Here is a 20,927-nt window from a genome sequence, read left to right as displayed (position 1 = left end):
TCTTCCCTTGTCTCAAAATCACCTTCATAGTCAATAACAATTGGATCGTCTTGACAACTGCCATAAGTTTGTTCAAAAAATCCTGGTGGCCATCCTAATTCTTCGGGTGTTTTGGGGGCGGTGGATGGTTCTATTTGCTGATAAATCACTACAACTTCCATTTCTTGGTCTGTGATGCCAACGGGAATCTCAAGGTGCAAAATGCCGTCAGCCCCAACATGAGAACATAGCTTGATACTCTGCATTACTGTTTTCTCCTGGTTCTTGGTTTATTGAGAATTGCGCGGTATTTCATCTATGATGCCGTATTTTTTTTCAATCACACTCAACAGCTTCTCCTCAAATACAGTCAAGTAGAGATGCTTTAGTTCTCCCAAGTGTTTCAACACAGTATGAGTAGTTTCTTCTAAATCGTAAAAATCTAACTGCTAGTGATAATGAAGGTGTGAGAATATGATGTTTGGCTGTAGCTTTATGAGCTAAGGCATTGTTTCTTTGTTGGATTAATAATTTAAAGATTTTAGCATTTCTCAATAAATAGTTTGTTATCTGCCTATATAAGTAGAATATTAACGAATAATTAATAGTTTAAACCGCTAACTTATCCAACGGTGATCACTCTATCTGTTTCAAAGGGAAATCTAATCATAGAAGGGTTATGGGTAGAGATACATGGAATGGAAGAACTGGTCAAGAGTTGAATTCACTGATCGATATTGCTTACCAACTAATTCAGGAATTTATGTGGTTGCAGACGCAAGAGATCGTGTTTGGTATGTGGGGCAAGCTGCTAATCTTAAAAGCAGGTGGTCAGGTAAAACCCATCACCGTTATGCTCAACTGATTCGCTCAAACAAAAAGCGGGGTTATGGAATTTATTGGAAAGAGATTGCAGTTGAATCTTTAAATGAACAGGAAAAGTATTACATTGCTTTGTTTCGACCAGAACTCAACGGTTCCAAGGTAAAGAGTTCTCTACCAAAAACACCCCAAGCTGAGTCTGAAATTAAGCGTTTACTCAAAGTCCTCAATAAACCAACGTTGTTATTTCCCATAATTCGTTCTCTTGTTATTGGTGAGTATAGAAGTGAGGACAGGATACGCTGTATAATTGTTGCAATTGACTTCACTGATTACCCAATCGTCAGCAATTCTATTCATACTAAGCGATCATCTAGAATCAAAAAAGCCTGGAATCAACAACAATTTTATTGCGAAAAAAGCAAACAGGAATATTTTCCTATTTATGTTTACACATATAGCCTTTACAACTATAGGTTTGAGTTTATTTCAATGTCAAATTTACTAATTTATTTAGAAAAAAATGTAGACGAGTATAACAGCTATGTAAGAACTGCCGAACTCTTTGGAATCCCAGTCAAAGCATTGAAACATTTAGATATTTTACGAGAGATTTCTGCAAAAGCTGAGTATTTTTATGTTGAATCTAACGGTAAAAAATATCTGAGAGATTTAGATTATATCAACTACCGTTTCCATACTATCGAGTGTTTAAAGCAAGATATCAATCAGGTCGGCTCTAGCTTCATCAGTAGCTCGTAACTGCTTCATTATTTTTTAGCACTTGGTTCTGATTTCTTCTGTTGCCGTCCAGTAGCCTTAATTTTATCAGCCAGTTTACTTGCACCCATATAAATAGTAACTTCTTGTACTTCACTGGTTACTGTTGCTGACATGATTTTGATTCTTTTGCCAAACAAAGGCAATTTTACTTAGCCTGATACTTTGTTTCCCTCATTTGAATAGGGCAACCACTATGCACCAACAACGGCTTTTACCCCTGAGTTCGGGATTGTCTTTTGTAAGGATTTGGCAGACCTCACCAATTTGGTAGCTGTTGGGGACTTTGGTACGCTCCATTATACGCTGTACTACATCAGTTACGATCCTGGCACTGGGAACTTTACCGCCAGCAACTTGAACTGCCCGTTGCCAAACTTTAACCTGCTGTTGCGGTTCTAGCTTGGTTAACGGACGGACTTGACGCTCACTCGTTGGCAGAATTTGTGTCCCAATGGGACGCATTTGCTGTTGACTCAATTCAATTTCGGCTTGTGTCCCAATGGGACGCATTTGTTCGTCGCTTGAATCACTTTCGTTTTGTGTCCCAATAGAACTTGAGTCATCTTCAATTTGTGTCCCAATGGGACACATTTGCATAATATTATCTACCACAATCGCCGCTTCAATCAATCGGTAAGGATGACGACGCTCAAATCCAAACCTGTCTTTGCAATATTCCTCAAAGGTTTTGTGTGTGGGGTAGAGTCGAGGGAAGCTATTACGCTTCGCCCCTCTCTTTTAAATCTGGACGTGAGACTTTCACCTCATCCAGCTTCCGATATTCTTTGAGGTTAGTTACCTTTTATCTTCCTTCCCTATCCCTTAGTTACGGGATTTCACGCTAGGGAATTGAATAAATTTCACTTCCTCTTTGCTCATGTGGATATAATCGTGACAGCTTTCATGTATTACTGTTAGATTTGCATCCTTCCAGTTTTCGTGATTACCATCTTTGTGATGTAGATGTACCTTTTCTTCTAAGGTCAATTTATGACCACAATATCCGCACGTATGGTTTTGCTTTCGTAAAAGTTTAAAGGTTATGCCGTCGTAGAGTTTGCTATTTCGCTCACTCCAGTAGACTAAATCTCCATCAAAGGGTGATTTATTTCCTTTGATTTTGATATGGCTATTTTCGGAGTATGGAACCGTAGGGAAGGCTTGTTTTACAAGCTTTTCGGCAGATTGCCTATCCTGTTTTGTTTCCTTGTTGAATACAATAAATGCTCTGTGATTCATGAACCACAGTGTGAACCGTGTCCCATCCATCTTGCAGTATTTATGGTATTGTCTCCATCCTCTAACTATTGGGGCTAATTTCTTAGCCTTGACCTTAGCACCATAATTCGAGCTATTGACGATCTCCTTAACTTTCTTGCGGAAAGTTTTATAGTTGTCCTCTGAGGGCGTACATTTAAATTTTCCGTTTTGCTGTACCTTAAAGTGCCAGCCTAAAAAGTCAAATCCATCTGTCGAGGCGGTTAGCTTGGTCTTTTTCTCACTTACCTTTAATCCTCTTTGGGCTAGAAATTGGCTAATTTTGTCAAGTATTTCTTTTTCATCGTCTTCAGGTTTCAGGAAAAACACCATATCATCGGCATAGCGAACGCAAGCGTTTACTATTCTCTTGTCGGACGTGTTTTCAGTTATTTTACGTCCTTGTGCGTGATAGCTGTGTATTTTTTCGATTCCGTTGAGAGCGATGTTAGCTAATAATGGACTTACCACACCTCCTTGTGGAGTACCTTGTTCAGGAAATTCTGGGTTTATCCCTGCTTTTAATGCTCGGAATATTCCTAGTTTTAGCCTTTGAGGGGCAATAAGGTTTCTCATGATGGTAGAGTGGTTTATCCTATCGAAGCATTTTTCTATATCAAGCTCAAGGATTCTTTTGTTGATGCCGTTTTTTTCAGATGTCAAGTTATTTGCTACCTGTTTTTGGGCATCATAGGCACTTCTGCCAGGACGAAATCCATAGCTATATTTGTGGAAAGTTGCTTCGTGTGCTGGTTCTAATGCGTATTTTGCTAGGCATTGCCAGGCTCTATCCGCAATAGTGGGTACTTTAAGGTATCTGATGGAACCGTCTTTCTTGGGTATTGGTATCTGTTTGAGTTTGTTATGATACCAGTCTTGCTGTCTTAACAGCAGTTCGAGGTTAAATCTCTCCTCATGAGTTAAGGCGGTTTTCCCATCGATACCCGCAGTCTTTTGGCGGGTAGGAAAGGACTGTTACCAGTCCTTTCCCCCCTAAGAACCGTGCGTGACACTCATCGCGTCACACGGCTCAAGCCATACTTCAAGCCTTCAACTTGGTGTTGTGTAACAGTTTGTGACACATTGAGTGCAGGTGCATCAGGTTTTCTTTGTCGTCTCGTCCACCCTTTGCCACTGGTACTATGTGGTGGGTTTCGATTTCTTCACCGTTGAATAGATATTCCCCGCATATCGGACATAAAAAGCGTTGGTTTTTGGCTACTTGTTCGTATTTTGAATTTTTTGCCCAGTAAAGCTTTCCTTGTTTTTGATGGCGGGTTTCCCAATATTCCTTCAATTTTGGATTATCGGGAGAGTGGTTTCCTGTGACTTTTACGTGTCTGATTATAGGAGTTTTACTGATGTTACATAGGGAGTAAAATTGATTCCTCCCTTTGCTATCAATTCCGTGACAAGCAAATGTCCATTCATTCTCTTCTATTCGGTGGAAGTATCTGTCTTTCACCCATCTTTTTCCTTTGTTGGGATGCCTACGTTTTGCCCAACGCCAGAGGTATATAGTTAATCTATGATTGATGTAACTAAATGTTTCCTTACTAACCACTCCTCTGTAGTAGTTAGCGAATCCATGAAGGATAGGTTTTAGCTCATTGATGAGATTTTGTTGCGTCCAGGTGGCGCATTTAGAGATTGTGTTACCTAATTCCTTACAGAATTTCAGCACTTTCTCTTTTTGGGGTTTAATTAATAATTTGCCTTTATATTGGCGTAGATTGAACCCCAAAAAATTAAATCCATCTTTTATGTGAACTAACCTAGTTTTTTCTTCGCTGATTTCTAATCCTCTTTCTGACAGCCATTGTTTAATCTGGCTTAAGGCATTTTCGAGGCTTTCTTTATCTCTAGATGTGATAATAAAGTCATCCGCATATCGGACAAAGCCTAGCTTTAATCTGTTTCCCCATTTATCTTTTGGTAGTTTAATAGAATTAATGAGTTGTTCCAGACCGTGAAGCCCTATGTTTGCCAAAAGCGGCGAAATTGCGCCACCTTGAGGTGTGCCTTTGTCTGTGGGTGTTTTAAGTCCCTGATAGACATATCCAGCTTTTAACCACCCTTTGATTATTTCCCTAGCAGGGTGTGTGCTAATCATGGTCAGGATGGATTCATGTGCAATGTTGTCAAAGAATCCTGATATGTCAGCATCTAGAACCCAAGTATGTCTTGCTCCGCGTGGGTTTTCCACTAGATTATTGAAGCATTGCGCTATAGCGTCTTGACAACTTCTTCCGATTCTGAAGCCGTATGAATTTGGCTCAAATTGTGATTCCCATTCGGGTTCGAGTGTATTTTTCACTATTACTTGCATGACTCTATCCCTAATGGTGGGAATTCCCAGGGGACGTTTCTTGCCGTTAGGTTTTGGAATATATACTCTCTTTGTGGGAGAAGCTGTTAAATATTTCCAACTGTTGACAAGCTTTACTCGTTCTTCAGGAGTGTTAGCCACCTCCAAGTCTACTCCTGCTGTGTTTTTTCCGTTGTTTTTTTGAGTAATTTGTCGGGTTGCGAGTAATAGATTGGCGTAGGATTTTTGTAACAATTTCTGCAACCGTCTAAGCTGCTTCCATTGCCCAAGTTTTCTAGCACGAAATATCCGCTTTCTTAGGTTATTAACAATCTTTCTTGCTTTCTTCCAGTTGACTTGGTTCCAGTTTAAAAGTTGTTTCCCATGTCCATTTACATCGGTTTGATGTATCAAACTTTTCATGAGGATTCATTCCTTAGATAAGTTTTATTTCGTATATGACCCAAGTGAATTCAGCTTTCCTTTCGGTCAGGGGCAAATTTTGAACCCCTATTCACCTAATTATTCGGTAACATTCGCTTTTTCACTCATCCTTTACCCACCAAAGATTCGGCTTTGATTACTCTTGGCTTACTAGGAGATTCGACCGTCTTCTAGACTCTGTTGGGCTTACCCTGTTGTATCAACTAAAGTTTTTGATGTAGTTAGGATGGGTATCTATTTCACGATAGGAATTTTTGTTTCTACATTGTTAGAACTGGAAAACCTAACAATCTACCTATTTACCATTTTGGTTCGAGCCTTAATTCAGGAGTCATTTGGCTCGTTCTAAAGTGACGTGATTTAATTAATACCTTAGACTATGTTCATCCTTCTACATCTTTCCCTTTTGCTCCTCACTGCCTGACCCTGGCAGTTACGGCTACTTTTAGCGTCTGCACTCCAACTTTTTCGTTACCTACTCGGTTGTGACGTACCGTTATTTACGGGTTACTCTATAAGGGTCTGGGGTAGAAATCCCAGAGAAACTACAGAGTCTCAGTTTAGTTGACCTTTCAGGTCGCACTCCCGGCATTTAGCTGTGTTACTTGACGAATTGCCAGAAACCTAGCTGCTTTGGATTTCAGAATAAGCTTTTGTAAAGACTTAGCTTTACGCTTGTCTCCTACTCGAACAGCTTTAAACACTCTCCTTTGCAAGCGGAAAAGGTTCGCCCGAAATTTCTTCCAGGGTAATGATTTCCAAGATTCACTAGCAGTTTTGCTGTGCCTAATCATACTTTGCTCCAAATCGCGTTTTCTGAATACCTCAGAGCAGTTACGCTCTGTCCTACCCGATATAAGAGAATTCTGTATCTCGTCTTACTTACCAGGGTTTTCGACCTTTTCCCTAGACTCTTATATCGTTTCTTTTCGTTCCGTTCTTTCGATTGTTTTTGATAGTTTAGGGCAGTCCACTTTGCCTATCCTTTCCTCGGAGATTGCAGCTACTACCGCTAAAATGCTGCGAGGTTATAGAGGATGAAGTTCACATTTTGTTTTCAGGTTGTGACTTGACTGTGAGACACTTGTCCAGGACTTGTTTACCCATGCTATCTTCCCATTAACGCCAGTGTGCCTTACCTGCTTCGGCTCTGATTGCGTCCTGTTCCCAGCTTCAGTCTGTAGATTTCCGAGTCTACTCACTGTGGGCAGGTCGGGGGTCACTTGTCTCCTCAAGGGTAGGGCTTGCCTTTCTAGGTTACTTGGCTCACCTACATCAAAAGAACAGTTATACATGATGAAAGTGATTTTCATCATGCACTCTGGTTATACCCCGCTAGTTGCTAGTGGCTCCATACCAGAAACGAATCACACAACGATAGAGCCTGCGATCGCGCAGTTCCATCAATGCCTTGCCAGCCTCAAAAAATGCTCTCTCAACTCTGCGTTCTAAATTCAGGCGATCGCGCTGTTCCTCTGGAGTGAGTTCTGGAATTTCGACGGCAGGAACATCGATGATTGCTGAAGCTGGATCTTCTGAGGATTCGGCAGAGATAGATTTTTGGCGCTTTGATGGTGGGGGGTTCATTTCCATCTCTTTAGAATTTAGTGGTATTTGCTCAGAGTCAATCGCAGACATCAGCAGCAACTACCCCTCCGCACTCTGCACTAATCTCGGTCAAGCAATATATTTTGTAACAACATTTGGATACTTTCAAAAAAGGTACTTAGGAATCAATTATCGTAAAAAAAGTGAAACTTCAAGTGTCGTGAGTAAGAGATTTAGTAAATGCGGGATGGCTTAATTTTACTCCTACTGAGTATTAATTTATTCGGGATAGGCGCAAAAGTGGCAGCGCACACAACATCAGAAATAGTTATAGACGGACGATTAGCCCAAGTTCCTAACCCAATTATCCCCAGACAACCAGAACAACCATCTCCTCAGCCTCCATCCCCACCCCCTGAAATTCCCCTCCAATTACCGCCATCGTTCACGCCAACTCCATCAATCTCTCCAGATATTCCCGGAACAATCATCGTCAAGGAATTTATATTTGAAGGTAATACCGCTTTTAGTGACTCACAATTAGCCGAAGTCACCAAGGATTTTAGAGATAAACCAATATCTTTCGCTCAACTGCTTCAAGCAGAAGCTCTAATCAACAAAAAATATACAGATGCAGGTTATATCAATTCGGGAGCAGTAATTCCTGAAAATCAAGACTTGTCCCCAGAAGCCGCGTTGGTGAAGATTCAGATTATTGAAGGGAGTCTGGAAGATATTGTTGTTACAGGAACAGGGCGTTTACAACCTGAATATATCCGCAGTCGGTTAGCGATCGCTACTCAACGTCCTTTAAATCAAAAAAAACTCCTCGAAGCTCTACAACTCTTACAACTCAACCCCCTAATTCAACGAATTTCCGCAGAATTATCGGCGGGTGCGCGTCCAGAGTTAAGTCTGCTCAAAGTCACGGTTCAAGAAGCGGATTCTTTCAACATTAAAGCCATAATTAATAATGGCCGTGTCCCTTCCATTGGGAGTTTTGAACGAGGTGTACAGATTCAGGAAAGAAACTTACTCGGTTTTGGGGATGGACTGGAGTTAACTTATAGAAATACTGATGGTAGCAATGCGGTGGATATTGGCTACACTATTCCCTTTAATCCCCGCAATGGCACAATTAAACTAGGGGGAGGATTTAGTCAAACTACGGTAATTGAACCACCTTTTGATGTTTTAGATATTACAGGTGACTTTAACTATTATGAACTGAGTGTACGTCAACCTGTCTTGGAATCTCCTACCCAAGAATTAGCATTAGGTTTAACCCTGTCTCTACAACGGAGTCAAACAAGGTTGCTGGGAGAAAACTTCCCTTTATCTTTGGGCGCAACCGATAACGGCGAAACAAACGTCACAGTGCTGCGATTTTTTCAAGACTGGACGCAACGAAATAATCGAGAATTATTTGCTGTGCGATCGCAATTTAGTCTGGGTATCGGGGCTTTAGGCGCAACCCTAAATGCAGAACCACCAGATGGGCGTTTTTTCTCTTGGCGGGGACAAGGACAATATGTACGTTTACTAGCACCAAATACTCTGTGGGTAGTTCGCTCTGATTTGCAGTTTGCTTCTAGAGCCACCTTTCCTATAGAACAGTTTGCGTTAGGTGGGTTAGATAGTGTGCGGGGATATCGCCAAAATTTCTTGCTGACTGATAATGCTATTTTTGCCTCTACGGAAGTACGTTTACCAGTTTGGCGAATTCCTGAAGTACAGGGATTGTTACAGGTAGCGCCGTTTATTGATTTTGGTACGGGTTGGAATAGCTCTAATTTTGTTAATCCTGAGCCGAATACTTTGGTGGGGGCTGGTTTTGGTTTAGTGTGGACAATGGGAGATCGCTTGAATGCACGTTTCGATTGGGGGATTCCTTTGGTATCGGTGGATGTTAACAGGCGAACATTGAATGAGAATGGTCTGTATTTTACCCTCGATTATAATTTTTAAACGCAGAGAGGCGCAGAGTTGTTGATTGAGGTTAAGTATGAAGTTTTTTGCCTAAAATAATAAAATAGCCGTAATAATACTGATAATACTCTGAGATTGCTTGCTTGCATTTGCATTAAAGCGCAATAGGTAGTATCGCAAAATAGTAAAATGGTGGTTATGGCTGATAGATTCCCGTTTCTTTTGGTAGCTCCTTTAGTTGCTTTGGGTAGTTTTTTTTGTGATGCTGCTACAGCCCAAATCACTCCCGACAGCACATTAGGGGTAGAGAGTTCCATTATCAGACAAGAAACAATTCAAGGAATTAACAGCGACTTGATTACCGGGGGCGCAACGAGAGGCGCGAACCTATTCCATAGCTTTTCAGATTTTAATATTCAAGCCGGGAGAGGTGCTTATTTTGCCAATCCCGCCGCAGTTAATAACATCCTTACCCGCGTCACAGGGGGAAACCCTTCTAACATTTTAGGAACATTGGGGGTTTTAGGTAATGCCAACTTATTCTTGATTAATCCTAACGGGATTTCTTTTGGTTCTACTGCCCGATTAGATATTAAAGGTTCCTTTGTCGCTGCTACAGCAGATAGTTTAACATTTGGCAATAATTTGGAGTTTAGCGCCACAAATCCCCAAGCGCCGCCATTATTAAATGTGAATATTCCCATTGGCTTGAGATTTCGGGAGAATGCGAGAGATATTCACAATACTGGTAATTTAACAGTCGGCAAAGATTTAACCCTCCAAGCACAGAATCTCAACTTATCAGGAATAATCCAGGCGGGAGGAAACTTAACTCTCCAAGCCCAAGATACCGTGACAGTGAGGGATAGTGTAGAACAACCCTTCATTGCGGCGGCGGGAAATCAGTTATTAATTCAGGGGAATGAGTCTGTAGATATCTTCGCGTTAAATCATGTTAACAGTGGTTTGTTCTCTGGTGGAGATTTGGTGTTGCGATCGGCTAACACCGTAGGCGGAGATGCACATTACTGGAGTGGTGGTAATTTTCGGATTGAGCAATTAGATGGGAGTTTAGGAAATTTATCTAGTCCCCACGATCCCATAATTCGGACAACTGGAGATGTTTTTATTGGTGCTTATCAGGGTGCGTCATTACACATAATTGCCGGAGGAAGTGTAACGATACCAGGATTCATTCTGATCACAGGTGCAGATCCACAATTTGGTTTAGTGGAAAATATCACCTTATCTAATGGACAACAAATCACCATTGATGGGAGAAATAACCCTACGGTAGATATTCGTGCAGGTGTAAATCCAGAATTTATTGGTATACCTGCTGTAACAGAAAGTGGCAATGATTTCTTCTTTCCTCCTAACTTTTTATCTGCAACTCCTACAAGTGCAGATATAAATCTTGGAACTATTATATTTAGTAGAAATCCTGCTGATATCACTCAAAAAATAACAGGAGATGTTTTATTAACCAATCAATATCAACCTAATCCTAATTTACAAGGTAATATATCCGTTGCTTCTTCTAACCCTTTTTTCGGTTTTATTCCGAATTTTCAGTTTACCGCTATTGATACCGCTTCTTTGGCAAATGGGGGTAGGTTAAAAATTGATTCGAGAGCAAATATAGGAATCACAGGAATTATTAATTCTTTCGCTTTCGGACAATTTGGTAGGGGCGGAGATATTTTATTTAATAGTGTTGGTGATACTTTTATAACAAATGCACGCATTGATGTTGCAAGTAATCAAGGTGGTAGTATCAATATAAATTCTAATAATTTAAGCCTCAATAATAGTTTTTTAGTAGCTGGAATTAGATCAGAATTAGGTGTTGAAAATGCACAAGCAGGGGATATTAAAATTACAGTGTATGGGAATGCCATCCTAGCATCAGATAGCAGTATTCAAAGCAATGTGGAATCAGGTGGAAAAGGAAATGCAGGGAATATTGATTTGACGGCTGATTCGCTCTCATTACTTGATGGAAGCCAAATTTTAACCATTGTTCGTCGTTCTACTCAACTACGCAACGGTACGATTATCCCCGCAGGCGAAGGTAATAGCGGAAACATAACGATCAAAGCCAGTGATATAAATTTGTCCGGTTTTTCTGAGCAACGAGGTTTGAGGTCGGGAATTTTCACCTCCGTTGATCAAGGTGCAAGAGGGAGAGCAGGGAATATTCAGTTGGAAGCGACTAATAACTTGACTCTAAGTAATTCGGCTTTAGTCCGTAGCACATTGGATTTCAACGCCATAGGTAGAGGAGGTAATATCGAGATCAATGCAGGTTCACTCTCTTTTGAGAATGGAGTTGGAGTTTTAGCAAGTACCTCTGGTCAAGGAGAGCTAAATAATACTGATTTGACCGGGAACGCTGGGAACATCACCATCAAAGTTCAGGGGAATGCCACCCTAACATTAAATACCAGTATTGAGAGCAATGTGGAATCAGGTGGAAAAGGAAATGCAGGGAATATTGATTTGACGGCTGATTCGCTCTCATTACTTGATGGAAGCCAAATTTTAACCATTGTTCGTCGTTCTACTCAACTACGCAACGGTACGATTATCCCCGCAGGCGAAGGGAATGGCGGCAGTATCACGATCAAAGCCAGTGATATAAATTTGTCCGGGGCTTCTGAGCAACTAGGCTCTCGTTCGGGAATTTCCGCTTCTGTGGATCAAGGTGCAAGAGGGATAGCAGGGAATATTCAGTTGGAAGCGAATAATCACTTCACGCTCAGTAATTTTGCACGAATTGGCAGCACCCTTGATCCTAACGCCATAGGTAGAGGAGGTAATATCGAGATCAATGCAGATTCACTCTCTTTTGAGAATGGCGTTGAAGTTCTAGCAAGCACCTTTGGTCAAGGAGAGCTAAATAATACTGATTTGACCGGGAACGCTGGGAACATCACCATCAAAGTTCAGGACAATGCCACCCTAGCATCGGATAGCATTATTCAGAGCAATGTGGAATCAGGTGGACAAGGAAATGCTGGGGATATCGATTTGACGGCTGATTCGCTCTCATTACTTGATGGAAGCCAAATTTTAACCATCGTTCGTCGTTCTACTCAACTACGCAACGGTACGATTATCCCCGCAGGCGAAGGGAATGGCGGCAGTATCACGATCAAAGCCAATGATATAAATGTGTCCGGGGCTTCTGAGCAACTAGGCTCTCGTTCGGGAATTTTCACCTCCGTTGATCAAGGTGCAAGAGGGATAGCGGGTAATATTCAGTTGGAAGCGAATAATCACTTCACGCTGAGTAATTTTGCACGAATTGGCAGCACCCTTGATCCTAACGCCATAGGTAGAGGAGGTAATATCGAGATTAATGCAGGTTCACTTTCTTTTGAGAATGGCGTTGAAGTTATAGCAAGTACTTTTGGTCAAGGAGAGCTAAATACTGATTTGACAGGAAATGCTGGAAACATCACCATCAACGTACAGGGGAATGCCACCCTAGCATCGGATAGCAGTATTGAGAGCAATGTGGAATCAGGTGGACAAGGAAATGCAGGAAATATCGATTTGACGGCGGGTTCTTTCTCATTACTCAGTGGTGCTGGTATTGGAAGTTTTGTCCGTGATGTTTCTCAACTACTCGACGGTACAATTCTCCCACCAGGAGAAGGCAATGGCGGAAGTATCACGATCAAAGCTAGTGACATCAATATCAATGGATTTTCATCTCAAAACTTTTCACAAATTAATACCTCTGTGGGAATAGGTGCAAGAGGAATAGCGGGGAATATTCAACTTGACGCGAATGATAACTTCACTCTGAGTAATTTGGCTTTCATCAGCAGCACCCTTTCTCCTAATGCCATTGGTAGAGGAGGTAATATCGAGATCAATGCAGGTTCACTTTCTCTTGATAATGGCGTAGTTATAGCAAGTACTTTTGGTCAAGGAGAGCTAAATAATACTGATTTGACAGGAAATGCTGGAAACATCTCGGTGACAGTTGGTGACGCTATCTCCCTGACTAATAGAAGTGCGATTTTAGGCAGTGTTAATCCAGGAGGAATTGGGATAGGTGGTGATATAGATATTCGAGGGCGATCGCTCTCCCTAACTCATGGTTCACAAATTCAAACAAGTCTTTTCCGCCCACAAGATAATCTTCCTGGTGGACAAGGCCAAGCTGGAAATATTGTAGTCAAGACAAAGGACTTCGTAAACCTGTTTGGAGTCAGCCTTGATGGATTTTCTAGTGGGTTGCTGGCGAGTACTGAACAAGGAGCGAATGGTGCAGCTGGAGATATTACCGTCACTACTAATGCCTTCCGTTTAGCAGATGGCGCACTTGTAGATACACTAACTGCCAATGCTGGAAAAGCTGGTAACATTACTATCAACGCCAGCACCTTTGCAGCCACAGGCGGCGGACAGATTTTGACTACGACTCGCAACAGTGGGAACGCTGGCAACATTACACTCAATATTACTGACAGCATAGATATTTCTGGAAGCGATCCAACCTTTGCTAACCGCTTGGCTAGTTTTGGTGAAAATATCGTCAATAATCAGGGAGCAGAAAGCGGATTATTTGCCAATACTGCTCCTGGTTCTACAGGCAACGGCGGTAACATCATTATCGACCCCGACCAAGTTAACCTGAACAATAACGCACGAATCAGCGTCAACAGCCAAGGACAAGGTGATGCAGGTAGCATCTTCTTAACTGCAAATAACCTCACACTCAACAACAGTTCTACCATCTCCGCCGCTACAGCCAGTGGTGAAGGCGGTAACATCAACCTCAACATTGCCAATCTCCTGCGCCTGCGGAATAATAGCCCCATCACTGCCACCGCCAACGGCACAGGCAATGGTGGTAACATCAACATCAATACAACTTTCTTAGTTGCCAATCAAGATAGCGACATTACCGCCAATGCCTTTGCAGGTAGGGGAGGTAATATTAATATCACCACTCAAGCACTATTCTTTTCACCTGATAGTCAAATTACCGCCAGTTCTGAACTTGGCGTGGAGGGAGTTGTAACCATTAATACCCCTGAAATTGATCCCAGTCAAGGTTTATTAAACTTACCAGAAACCGTTGTTGATCCAAGAACTCTCATCAACCAAAATGCTTGTCAGCGAGGACGACAAAGCGAGTTTACCATCACCGGGCGGGGAGGATTACCTTCCAGTCCCGAACAATTTCAAAGCAACGATGAAGTGGAAGTTGGTTTAGTTTCCCCAACCGAAGAATCTGCAACCCGTGTGACTTCTCCATCAGCAACTGCTGTGACTTCTGAAACAATCGTGCCTGCCCAAGGATGGATACGTAACGAAAAAGGTAGGATTATCCTAGTTGGCTACGATCCTAGCAATGCAAACATTCAGCGTCAAAAAACAAGTTTGACTAGCTGTCAGCCGCGATAAAGTGTTACTTGAAGCGATCGCACAAATTATAGTCATAGCCGGACAAGATCGCATCATTCTGATTTCAGATATCTAAACACATAAACTGAGAATTTTTTAATTAAATTTGACAAAAAAGTGATGAGAAAATTAAAAAAAAGGCATCAGAGAAGATGGTTCTGGCAATCTTTTCGTAAAATGTTGATTTTAGCAGTTTTTGTCTGTGTTCTCTCCATAGGAGTTCCCTCCATTGTTGCCCAAAATTCCCTACCAAGCGCGATCGCTCAATCTCCCCAAAATCCCTTAAACCTAATTAAACAAGCTAATCGACTTTATCAATCAGGAAAGTTTACCGAAGCAGTTCAAATTTGGCAACAGGCGGTGATGGCTTTTGCATCGCAAAAAAATTACCTCAATCAAGCAATGGCTTTGAGTAATCTTTCCCTCACCTATCAGCAACTAGGTAAGTGGAATGAGGCCAAAACAGCCATCATTCAAAGTCTACAACTGTTGAAAACTCTGGAAACAACCACTGCACAACAACGCATATATGCCCAAACTCTGGATATTCAAGGACAGTTAGAACAAAAAATTGGACAATCCCAAGCAGCTTTAGAGACTTGGCAACAATCCGCTAAAATCTATGTAGCACTCAATGATAAACCTAGTGCAGCAATTAGCGAAATTAACCAAGCACAGGCATTACAAGATTTAGGTTTATATCCTAGAGCCTGTGAGACTTTACTCCAAGCTTTAGATTTTCATGTTCAAGGATGTGAACTCTCAAGCATACAGGCAAATTCCCTCAAACAAAAGCTCCTAGAAAATAACCCAGATAAATTTCGAGAAGCCCAAGGGCGAGGATTGCGGAGTTTGGGTAATGTGTTGCGAGTCGTGGGGAAACTGGAACAGTCTGAGGAAGTTTTAAAAGCCAGCCTAGAAGTTGCTCAAAAATGGAAGTCACCCCAAGATATCAGCAAAATCTGGCTGAATTTGGGTAACACAAACCGCGCCTTGGCGAAAAGAGAAGCAACCTTTAAAGATACTAACAATGCAAATGTTTACACACAAAAAGCTTTAGTCGCTTATCAACAAGTCGATATCGCCGCCTCACCTCTCGTCAAAATTCAAGCTCTACTCAATCAACGAGATTTATTCATTGAGCAACAAAAATGGGCAGCCGCAGATGAATTATTATCTCCCATACGGGAATCCTTGGCGAATTTATCTCCTAGTCGTACAGCTATCTACGCAAAAATCAACTTTGCCAGAAGTTTAGCTCAAAAGCCAAGCAATGTTTCCGAAGCTATGACTTTGTTGGAAAATGCGATTACCCAGGCAAAATCCTTAGAAGATTGGAGATCGCTTTCTTATGCTCTTGGTAATCTGGGAAAACTGTATGGAAAAATCAACCAAGAAGATAAAGCTAAAATCTATACTCAACAAGCTTTACAAGCCACTAAACAAATTCGTTCAGCCGATGATTTAGCTTATCAATGGCAGTGGCAGTTAGGCAAGTTGCTCAGAGGAGAGGATAAAGAAGATGCGATCGCTGCTTATGCTAATGCAGTCAAATCCTTGAAAAATCTCCGAGGAGATTTAGTTAGTCTCAATTCCGATGTTCAATTTGACTTTCGAGAGCAAGTCGAACCAGTTTATCGGGAATATGTAGATTTACTTCTACAAGCCGGAGAACCTAGCCAAGACACCCTGAAAATAGCCCGTCAGACAATTGAAGACCTACAGTTAGCCGAACTCGATAACTTTTTCCAAGAAGCTTGTACTACGGTCAAAAACCAAGAAATAGATAAAGTAGATGTAAATACGGCTGTTATCTACTCAGTCATCTTATCAAATCGATTAGAAATTATTCTTTCCCTTCCTAGAGGAACTCAAAGCAATCTACGTCGCTACACAATACCAGTTTCTCAATCAGAAATAGAAACAACTGTTCAGAAATTAAGAGTAGGACTGAGTCAAGCAATTTCCATAAAATCACTTTCTAAAAAAGTATATAGCTGGTTAATTGCCCCTCTAGAAAAAGACCTTGCTGCCCTTCCTATAAAAAACTTAACTTTTGTCTTGGATGGAGTGCTGCAAAATATTCCGATGGCGGCTCTTTATGACGGTAAGCAATATCTAATCGAAAAAAATTATAGCATTTCTTTAACTCCTGGACTCCAACTACTAGATCCTAAACCGATAAAACTGGATAACTTGAATATCTTCGCAGCCGGTCTGAGTCAATCTGTGCAGGATTTTGATCCGCTTCCTGGAGTTGAGGAAGAATTCAAGGGTATCCGTCAGCAGATTTCGGCAAAAATATTGCTGAATGAGATGTTTACTAAATCGAAATTCACACAAACAATTAATTCGCTGCCTTTTTCAATTATTCATGTTGCAACTCATGGGGAATTTAGTTCCCGTTCTGAAAACACTTTCATACTTGCTTATGACGATAAAATCAAGGCCAAAGAGTTAGATGAATTTTTTCGGACTGATACAAGGCTGCAGCCAATTGAGTTATTAGTTCTGAGTGCTTGTAATACGGCTAAAGGCGATACACGCGCTGCTTTAGGACTAGCAGGAGTCGCTATCAGGGCTGGGGCGCGAAGTACTGTAGCTTCTTTATGGTTGGCTTCGGATGATTCCACTCCCTTGTTCATGATCCGATTTTATGAAGAATTACGCAACCGAGCAACGAAAGCAGAGGCTCTGCGTCAAGCACAACTGGCAATTCTGCGCGATGAACAATTCTCTCATCCCTATTACTGGGCGGCTTTTGTCTTGATTGGGAATTGGTTATAATTTAGTCCTAAAAAATCAGATAATTCCTCACTCTGCGATTGATGATGAGTTCAGCACTGACAATTTTTCTTGATCGTTCGCTTGTTACCCAGATTCCGCTAAACTTCTTGTAGTTCTTGGGAAACCTGAATTTCTGGCATTGGCTCTAGTGGAGTAGTTACTGGGGAGTATCGACAGTAACAAATAACCACAGCCTCAAAATCATGATTGGGAATTTCTGGAGTATACTCCTCAACTCTGGTTACTTCCCAATCCCCGACTCTACTATGGGTACTCGAATCAGGAAACTGTTTATCAGCAAACTTGGATACTTGATGATATTCTCTAAGTCTGTATCCCGGTTCTGGTATTGGAGAATTGGAAGAATCATAATGTTCCGCAAGTATGCTGGTATAAGCCTGGGTATGAGCTAGTTGCCTTTCCTCCCAGCCTTCTGCTGACATAGATTCAGCTTTGAAAATAATGTACTTACTCATAAAATTAACTCTCCTGTTCGTAAGTAGGAAATTTAGTTTCACCTTCAAATACACAGTTAATTAATGGCTATTTGAATGCTTCGATCTGGTCTAAATAAACATTAATTAGCTTGTGATTCATAACTAAATCTTCAATTTGTGGCCAAATATGGGCTAGAAACGAGTGAAATTCACTTTTTCGCAAATTTCCAAAGCGTAGATGCACTACTTTTGGTGGGGACAAATCAAGCATCAGTCGATCTGAAAAATCTGCATCTTTGGTAACAATCACCAAACCGTTCTCTTTTGCATACTGCCATATCTGGGTATCACTCGGACTATCACCTAATATTGAAACATGGATGATGGGAGAAGATGGGGTAAATTGGATTTTAGAAGGTAGATTTTCATCAAATAAAAATCCATTCATGCAATTTTTCTAACTTCGTAGTGATTTGCCATCAACTTTGCTGCGAATTGCATACAAGCATAAATATCTTCTCGTTCCAGAGAGGGATACTCTTGAAGGATTTCTTCGATGGAATCACCTGCACCTAAAAATTCCATAACCGTTTGCACAGTAATTCGAGTGTTAGCAATAACAGGTCGTCCATTGCAAATATCTGGATGAATATTTATTCGATTTTGCATCAGGATTCTCTCTCCTTGTTGAAAATCTAAAATTAGACAATTAATACAATATTAGCCCTACAACAGCATCAGCACATTCGCCAACACTGCTATCTGCCGCGCCAGCAGTTGTTTCGCCTCCGCCACCGACCCGTGCCGTAGTTCGTGAATGGCTTGGTGCAGTCCTGTGTGGGCGTTAGTTGCAGCGTTGATTGCTGTTTGTAAAGTTTGTGGGGTTGTCACTTTTTATCGAATGTATAAACCTTGTTGAAGTGGCTACATTCAATCTAAAGCTCTAGATTATCTTGTGCCGAGTGCCAAAATCTAGCAATGCTGATCCGCTTTTTCTCTTCTTCAACCCTGTAAACAACACGATAGGGTTTAAGAATAAGTTGACGAATATTAGGATCGTCAAATTCAGGTACTTTCTGACCCTTGAATGGAAACTGACTTAACTCCTTAGTCTTTTCGAGGAGTCGTTGACCCAAATTTCTTGCAGCTTCAGGGTTGCTTGAAGCAATATACCTGACAATTGCCTCTAAATCACCCACAGCTTTGGGAGAGAGGATTACTTGGTAGTCGTCCATGCTTCAATCATCTGTTCAACAGATTCAATTGACACTCCTTGTCCTTGGTTAATCTCTTCTAAACCCTCTTTTACAGCCGCAATAAACTCAATTTCTCGAAGGATCTCCCGTAAAGACACATTTGGAGGTAATCGCTTTACAAGTTCAAGAACGGTTTCTCTATCGCTCATGGTAGTTTTCGCTTCTATGCAGATGATTACTGTAATCTTAACCTCACTCCACGCCCTCATCCAGCAATTTTTGTTTGGTCGAAAACTATGGCTGTGAATCGGGGATATAGCAATCCTAAATGATACATGAGAGTTCAATAAGCCTCAAATGCTTATAAAACAAGGATTTTTGTCTACGTATTTTCTCACAATTGGGGTAGGATTGCTATATCTGCAATTAAAAGGAAACTTTACCAAGGCTGTTACTCTGTCCTAATCCAATTTTCTCAACAGATGCGATCGCTGTCATTATTTACTGCCTAGCACAACAAAGTTGATGGCATGACTGCTCATGTCACCCCTGTGTGAGCTACGTTATTACTGCTTACAACAATAAACCTAAAATGCTATGCTGGCAAGTAACAACGGTAGAAAAATGATTACTATGATAGATATTGAACATATTGCCACATTTAAATGGGGAAATTTTCAAGCTGAAAAATTAGCTCAATTGAGAGGTAATATGTCTCGCCGTCAGCTTGAGCAAATAACTGTAGAGCTTGGGCAAAAAGTTGCACATCAATATATTCAGCAATTAGAACAACCAGATTATTATGCTACTCGTCTCAAAAGTGGAACCCTTACGGTATCAACGGAAGTTGTTAATGTTTTGTGTCAAGCACTTAACGCTGACATAACTGATTTCTTTGATACCGCTAAAATAGTTACTGTTGTTGCTTGACAGTTTACCGTTGGCAACGGTAAACTAGGGGGATAAAACAAAAGGCGACCGCGCAAGTTTACTAGGCTCTGCGATCACCCTTTGACCCTGTTACAGGAATTCCCATTATGACGCACAACATTTACACAGCACAACAGCTGCAATCAAAAACACTCCCGCAGCTAAGACAAACGTATGCTGAAATCGGCTGCACAGTACCGATACAGGACAAACGCCGCCGCGATGAATGGATTAGTGCGATCGCCTCTTACCAATCCACCCACATTCAAAAAATCGCCCAAGCCGAACTCGACAGCCACATTGCAGACCAAGCCCAGGCTGTTGCACCGGAAGAATTAACAATCAAAGAAATCAACCCCCACCATTACGAAATCTTCGCAGGCAATCAACTCATCGCATACATTACCTACGACAGCAGCGAGTTCGTCACCCAGCCTTGGGTAGTGATGGTAAATGGTAACGAAATCTTCCGCCACAACACCCTTGCCCGATGCCAACGCTTCATTGAATGGCATTACAAAGATGGGACACTCCCATTACCTTTACCTGCACCAGCCCAATTTCCAGAAGTCCCCACAATTACAGAAATCTCCTTCTACGACCAAGAAGCTTCTGTTGACGGTCAATTGGTGGCCAGCGTTAGCTTTGACCAGAACAACTACGAGGATTTGTACTGGCGAGTGCTGGTAAATGACATTGAGATTTTCCGGGACATTACACCTGCTCGATGCCACAGTTACGTCAAACAGCAGTACCAACAAGGCACATTACCAATACAGAAGCAATTTGAAGAACCATGCACCACAGGTAATGAAATCATGGTGCAGATTTTCGATGCCTGTGAACAATACGGCTTGGAACTGCTTGATGATGGCATTTACCAAGATGACAAGAAATTAGGCGAAGTTGGCTTTACTGATGGCTACTGGTGGGTCATCCGGGCTGCTTCAGAAGGGCAGAAGGTAGCTGTAGCGAACTGCAAACATCCAGGGCTAAAACTGCAAACAAGGCGATTTTGAAACCACATTATTTGCAAATAAGGTTCTGCTCAAAACGACATTATTTGCAAATGAAACTGCA

At 41.5% G+C, this 20,927-nt stretch carries 16 protein-coding genes and 3 pseudogenes; 6 read left to right on the top strand and 13 right to left on the bottom strand.

The features are described from left to right. Positions 1-245, bottom strand: a 245-nt coding sequence (locus tag H6G28_RS34490; RefSeq protein ID WP_190677627.1) for a hypothetical protein, incomplete at its 3' end; no start/stop codon positions are given. 499 nt (positions 246-744) lie between these two features. On the opposite strand from H6G28_RS34490, the gene H6G28_RS34485 reads away from it, so the two are divergent. Further along, positions 745-1,563, top strand: coding sequence for a GIY-YIG nuclease family protein (locus H6G28_RS34485; protein WP_313950043.1), 819 nt, complete (start codon positions 745-747; stop codon positions 1,561-1,563). An 8-nt stretch (positions 1,564-1,571) separates the two neighbouring features. On the opposite strand, the gene H6G28_RS37565 is transcribed toward H6G28_RS34485, so the two are convergent. The 6 genes and pseudogenes from H6G28_RS37565 to H6G28_RS34460 all read right to left on the bottom strand — a co-directional run. After that, the gene (locus H6G28_RS37565; protein ID WP_277883283.1) at positions 1,572-1,697 is read right to left on the bottom strand and encodes a hypothetical protein; all 126 of its coding nucleotides are present in this window, start codon (positions 1,695-1,697) and stop codon (positions 1,572-1,574) included. A gap of 58 nt (positions 1,698-1,755) precedes the next feature. Then, positions 1,756-2,196, bottom strand: a complete 441-nt coding sequence (locus tag H6G28_RS34480; RefSeq protein WP_313950042.1) for a hypothetical protein — start codon at positions 2,194-2,196, stop codon at positions 1,756-1,758. A 210-nt stretch (positions 2,197-2,406) separates the two neighbouring features. Beyond that, a pseudogene (locus H6G28_RS34475) lies at positions 2,407-3,798 on the bottom strand (reverse transcriptase domain-containing protein); the annotation flags it as partial. A gap of 85 nt (positions 3,799-3,883) precedes the next feature. Further along, positions 3,884-5,572, bottom strand: coding sequence for a group II intron reverse transcriptase/maturase (gene ltrA, locus H6G28_RS34470; RefSeq protein WP_190677624.1), 1,689 nt, complete (start codon positions 5,570-5,572; stop codon positions 3,884-3,886). Between the two features lie 596 nt (positions 5,573-6,168). Then, a pseudogene (locus H6G28_RS34465) lies at positions 6,169-6,387 on the bottom strand (reverse transcriptase N-terminal domain-containing protein); the annotation flags it as partial. Between the two features lie 580 nt (positions 6,388-6,967). Beyond that, positions 6,968-7,180 (bottom strand): annotated as a pseudogene (locus tag H6G28_RS34460) (hypothetical protein); the annotation flags it as partial. Between the two features lie 201 nt (positions 7,181-7,381). On the opposite strand from H6G28_RS34460, the gene H6G28_RS34455 reads away from it, so the two are divergent. From H6G28_RS34455 to H6G28_RS34445, 3 genes are all read left to right on the top strand, one after another. Continuing rightward, positions 7,382-9,109, top strand: coding sequence for a ShlB/FhaC/HecB family hemolysin secretion/activation protein (locus H6G28_RS34455; RefSeq protein ID WP_190677622.1), 1,728 nt, complete (start codon positions 7,382-7,384; stop codon positions 9,107-9,109). Positions 9,110-9,268: 159 nt separating this feature from the next. After that, on the top strand, positions 9,269-14,497 hold the full coding sequence (locus H6G28_RS34450; protein WP_190677620.1) for a two-partner secretion domain-containing protein: 5,229 nt from the start codon (positions 9,269-9,271) through the stop codon (positions 14,495-14,497). A gap of 120 nt (positions 14,498-14,617) precedes the next feature. Next, on the top strand, positions 14,618-17,284 hold the full coding sequence (locus H6G28_RS34445) for a CHAT domain-containing protein (protein ID WP_199333008.1): 2,667 nt from the start codon (positions 14,618-14,620) through the stop codon (positions 17,282-17,284). Positions 17,285-17,382: 98 nt separating this feature from the next. Here the strand turns inward: H6G28_RS34445 and H6G28_RS34440 are convergent, their stop codons facing one another. The 6 genes from H6G28_RS34440 to H6G28_RS34415 all read right to left on the bottom strand — a co-directional run bounded on the left by H6G28_RS34440 (position 17,383) and on the right by H6G28_RS34415 (position 19,126). Continuing rightward, positions 17,383-17,760: a hypothetical protein gene (locus tag H6G28_RS34440; protein ID WP_190677618.1), complete on the bottom strand. Its 378-nt coding sequence runs from the start codon at positions 17,758-17,760 to the stop codon at positions 17,383-17,385. A 67-nt stretch (positions 17,761-17,827) separates the two neighbouring features. Further along, positions 17,828-18,169: a DUF5615 family PIN-like protein gene (locus tag H6G28_RS34435; protein WP_190677617.1), complete on the bottom strand. Its 342-nt coding sequence runs from the start codon at positions 18,167-18,169 to the stop codon at positions 17,828-17,830. Beyond that, positions 18,166-18,390: a DUF433 domain-containing protein gene (locus tag H6G28_RS34430; protein WP_190677615.1), complete on the bottom strand. Its 225-nt coding sequence runs from the start codon at positions 18,388-18,390 to the stop codon at positions 18,166-18,168. The genes H6G28_RS34435 and H6G28_RS34430 overlap by 4 nt, the downstream gene beginning before the upstream one ends. 57 nt (positions 18,391-18,447) lie before the next feature. Then, on the bottom strand, positions 18,448-18,612 hold the full coding sequence (locus tag H6G28_RS34425; protein ID WP_190677613.1) for a hypothetical protein: 165 nt from the start codon (positions 18,610-18,612) through the stop codon (positions 18,448-18,450). 44 nt (positions 18,613-18,656) lie between these two features. Next, the gene (locus H6G28_RS34420; protein ID WP_190677611.1) at positions 18,657-18,956 is read right to left on the bottom strand and encodes a type II toxin-antitoxin system RelE/ParE family toxin; all 300 of its coding nucleotides are present in this window, start codon (positions 18,954-18,956) and stop codon (positions 18,657-18,659) included. Beyond that, positions 18,938-19,126 (bottom strand): hypothetical protein, encoded by a 189-nt coding sequence (locus H6G28_RS34415; protein ID WP_190677609.1) that lies wholly within the window; start codon positions 19,124-19,126, stop codon positions 18,938-18,940. The genes H6G28_RS34420 and H6G28_RS34415 overlap by 19 nt, the downstream gene beginning before the upstream one ends. Before the next feature lie 388 nt (positions 19,127-19,514). Between H6G28_RS34415 and H6G28_RS34410 the strand changes: the two genes are divergently transcribed. Together H6G28_RS34410 and H6G28_RS34405 are read left to right on the top strand one after the other, a co-directional pair. After that, positions 19,515-19,847: an XRE family transcriptional regulator gene (locus tag H6G28_RS34410; RefSeq protein WP_190677607.1), complete on the top strand. Its 333-nt coding sequence runs from the start codon at positions 19,515-19,517 to the stop codon at positions 19,845-19,847. A gap of 107 nt (positions 19,848-19,954) precedes the next feature. Next, positions 19,955-20,866, top strand: a complete 912-nt coding sequence (locus tag H6G28_RS34405; RefSeq protein ID WP_190677605.1) for a hypothetical protein — start codon at positions 19,955-19,957, stop codon at positions 20,864-20,866. Positions 20,867-20,927: the final 61 nt, after the last annotated feature.

This window comes from Nostoc sp. FACHB-190, assembly GCF_014696905.1.
GTDB lineage: Bacteria > Cyanobacteriota > Cyanobacteriia > Cyanobacteriales > Nostocaceae > Nostoc_B.
This window is presented reverse-complemented; position numbering and strand designations above follow the sequence as displayed.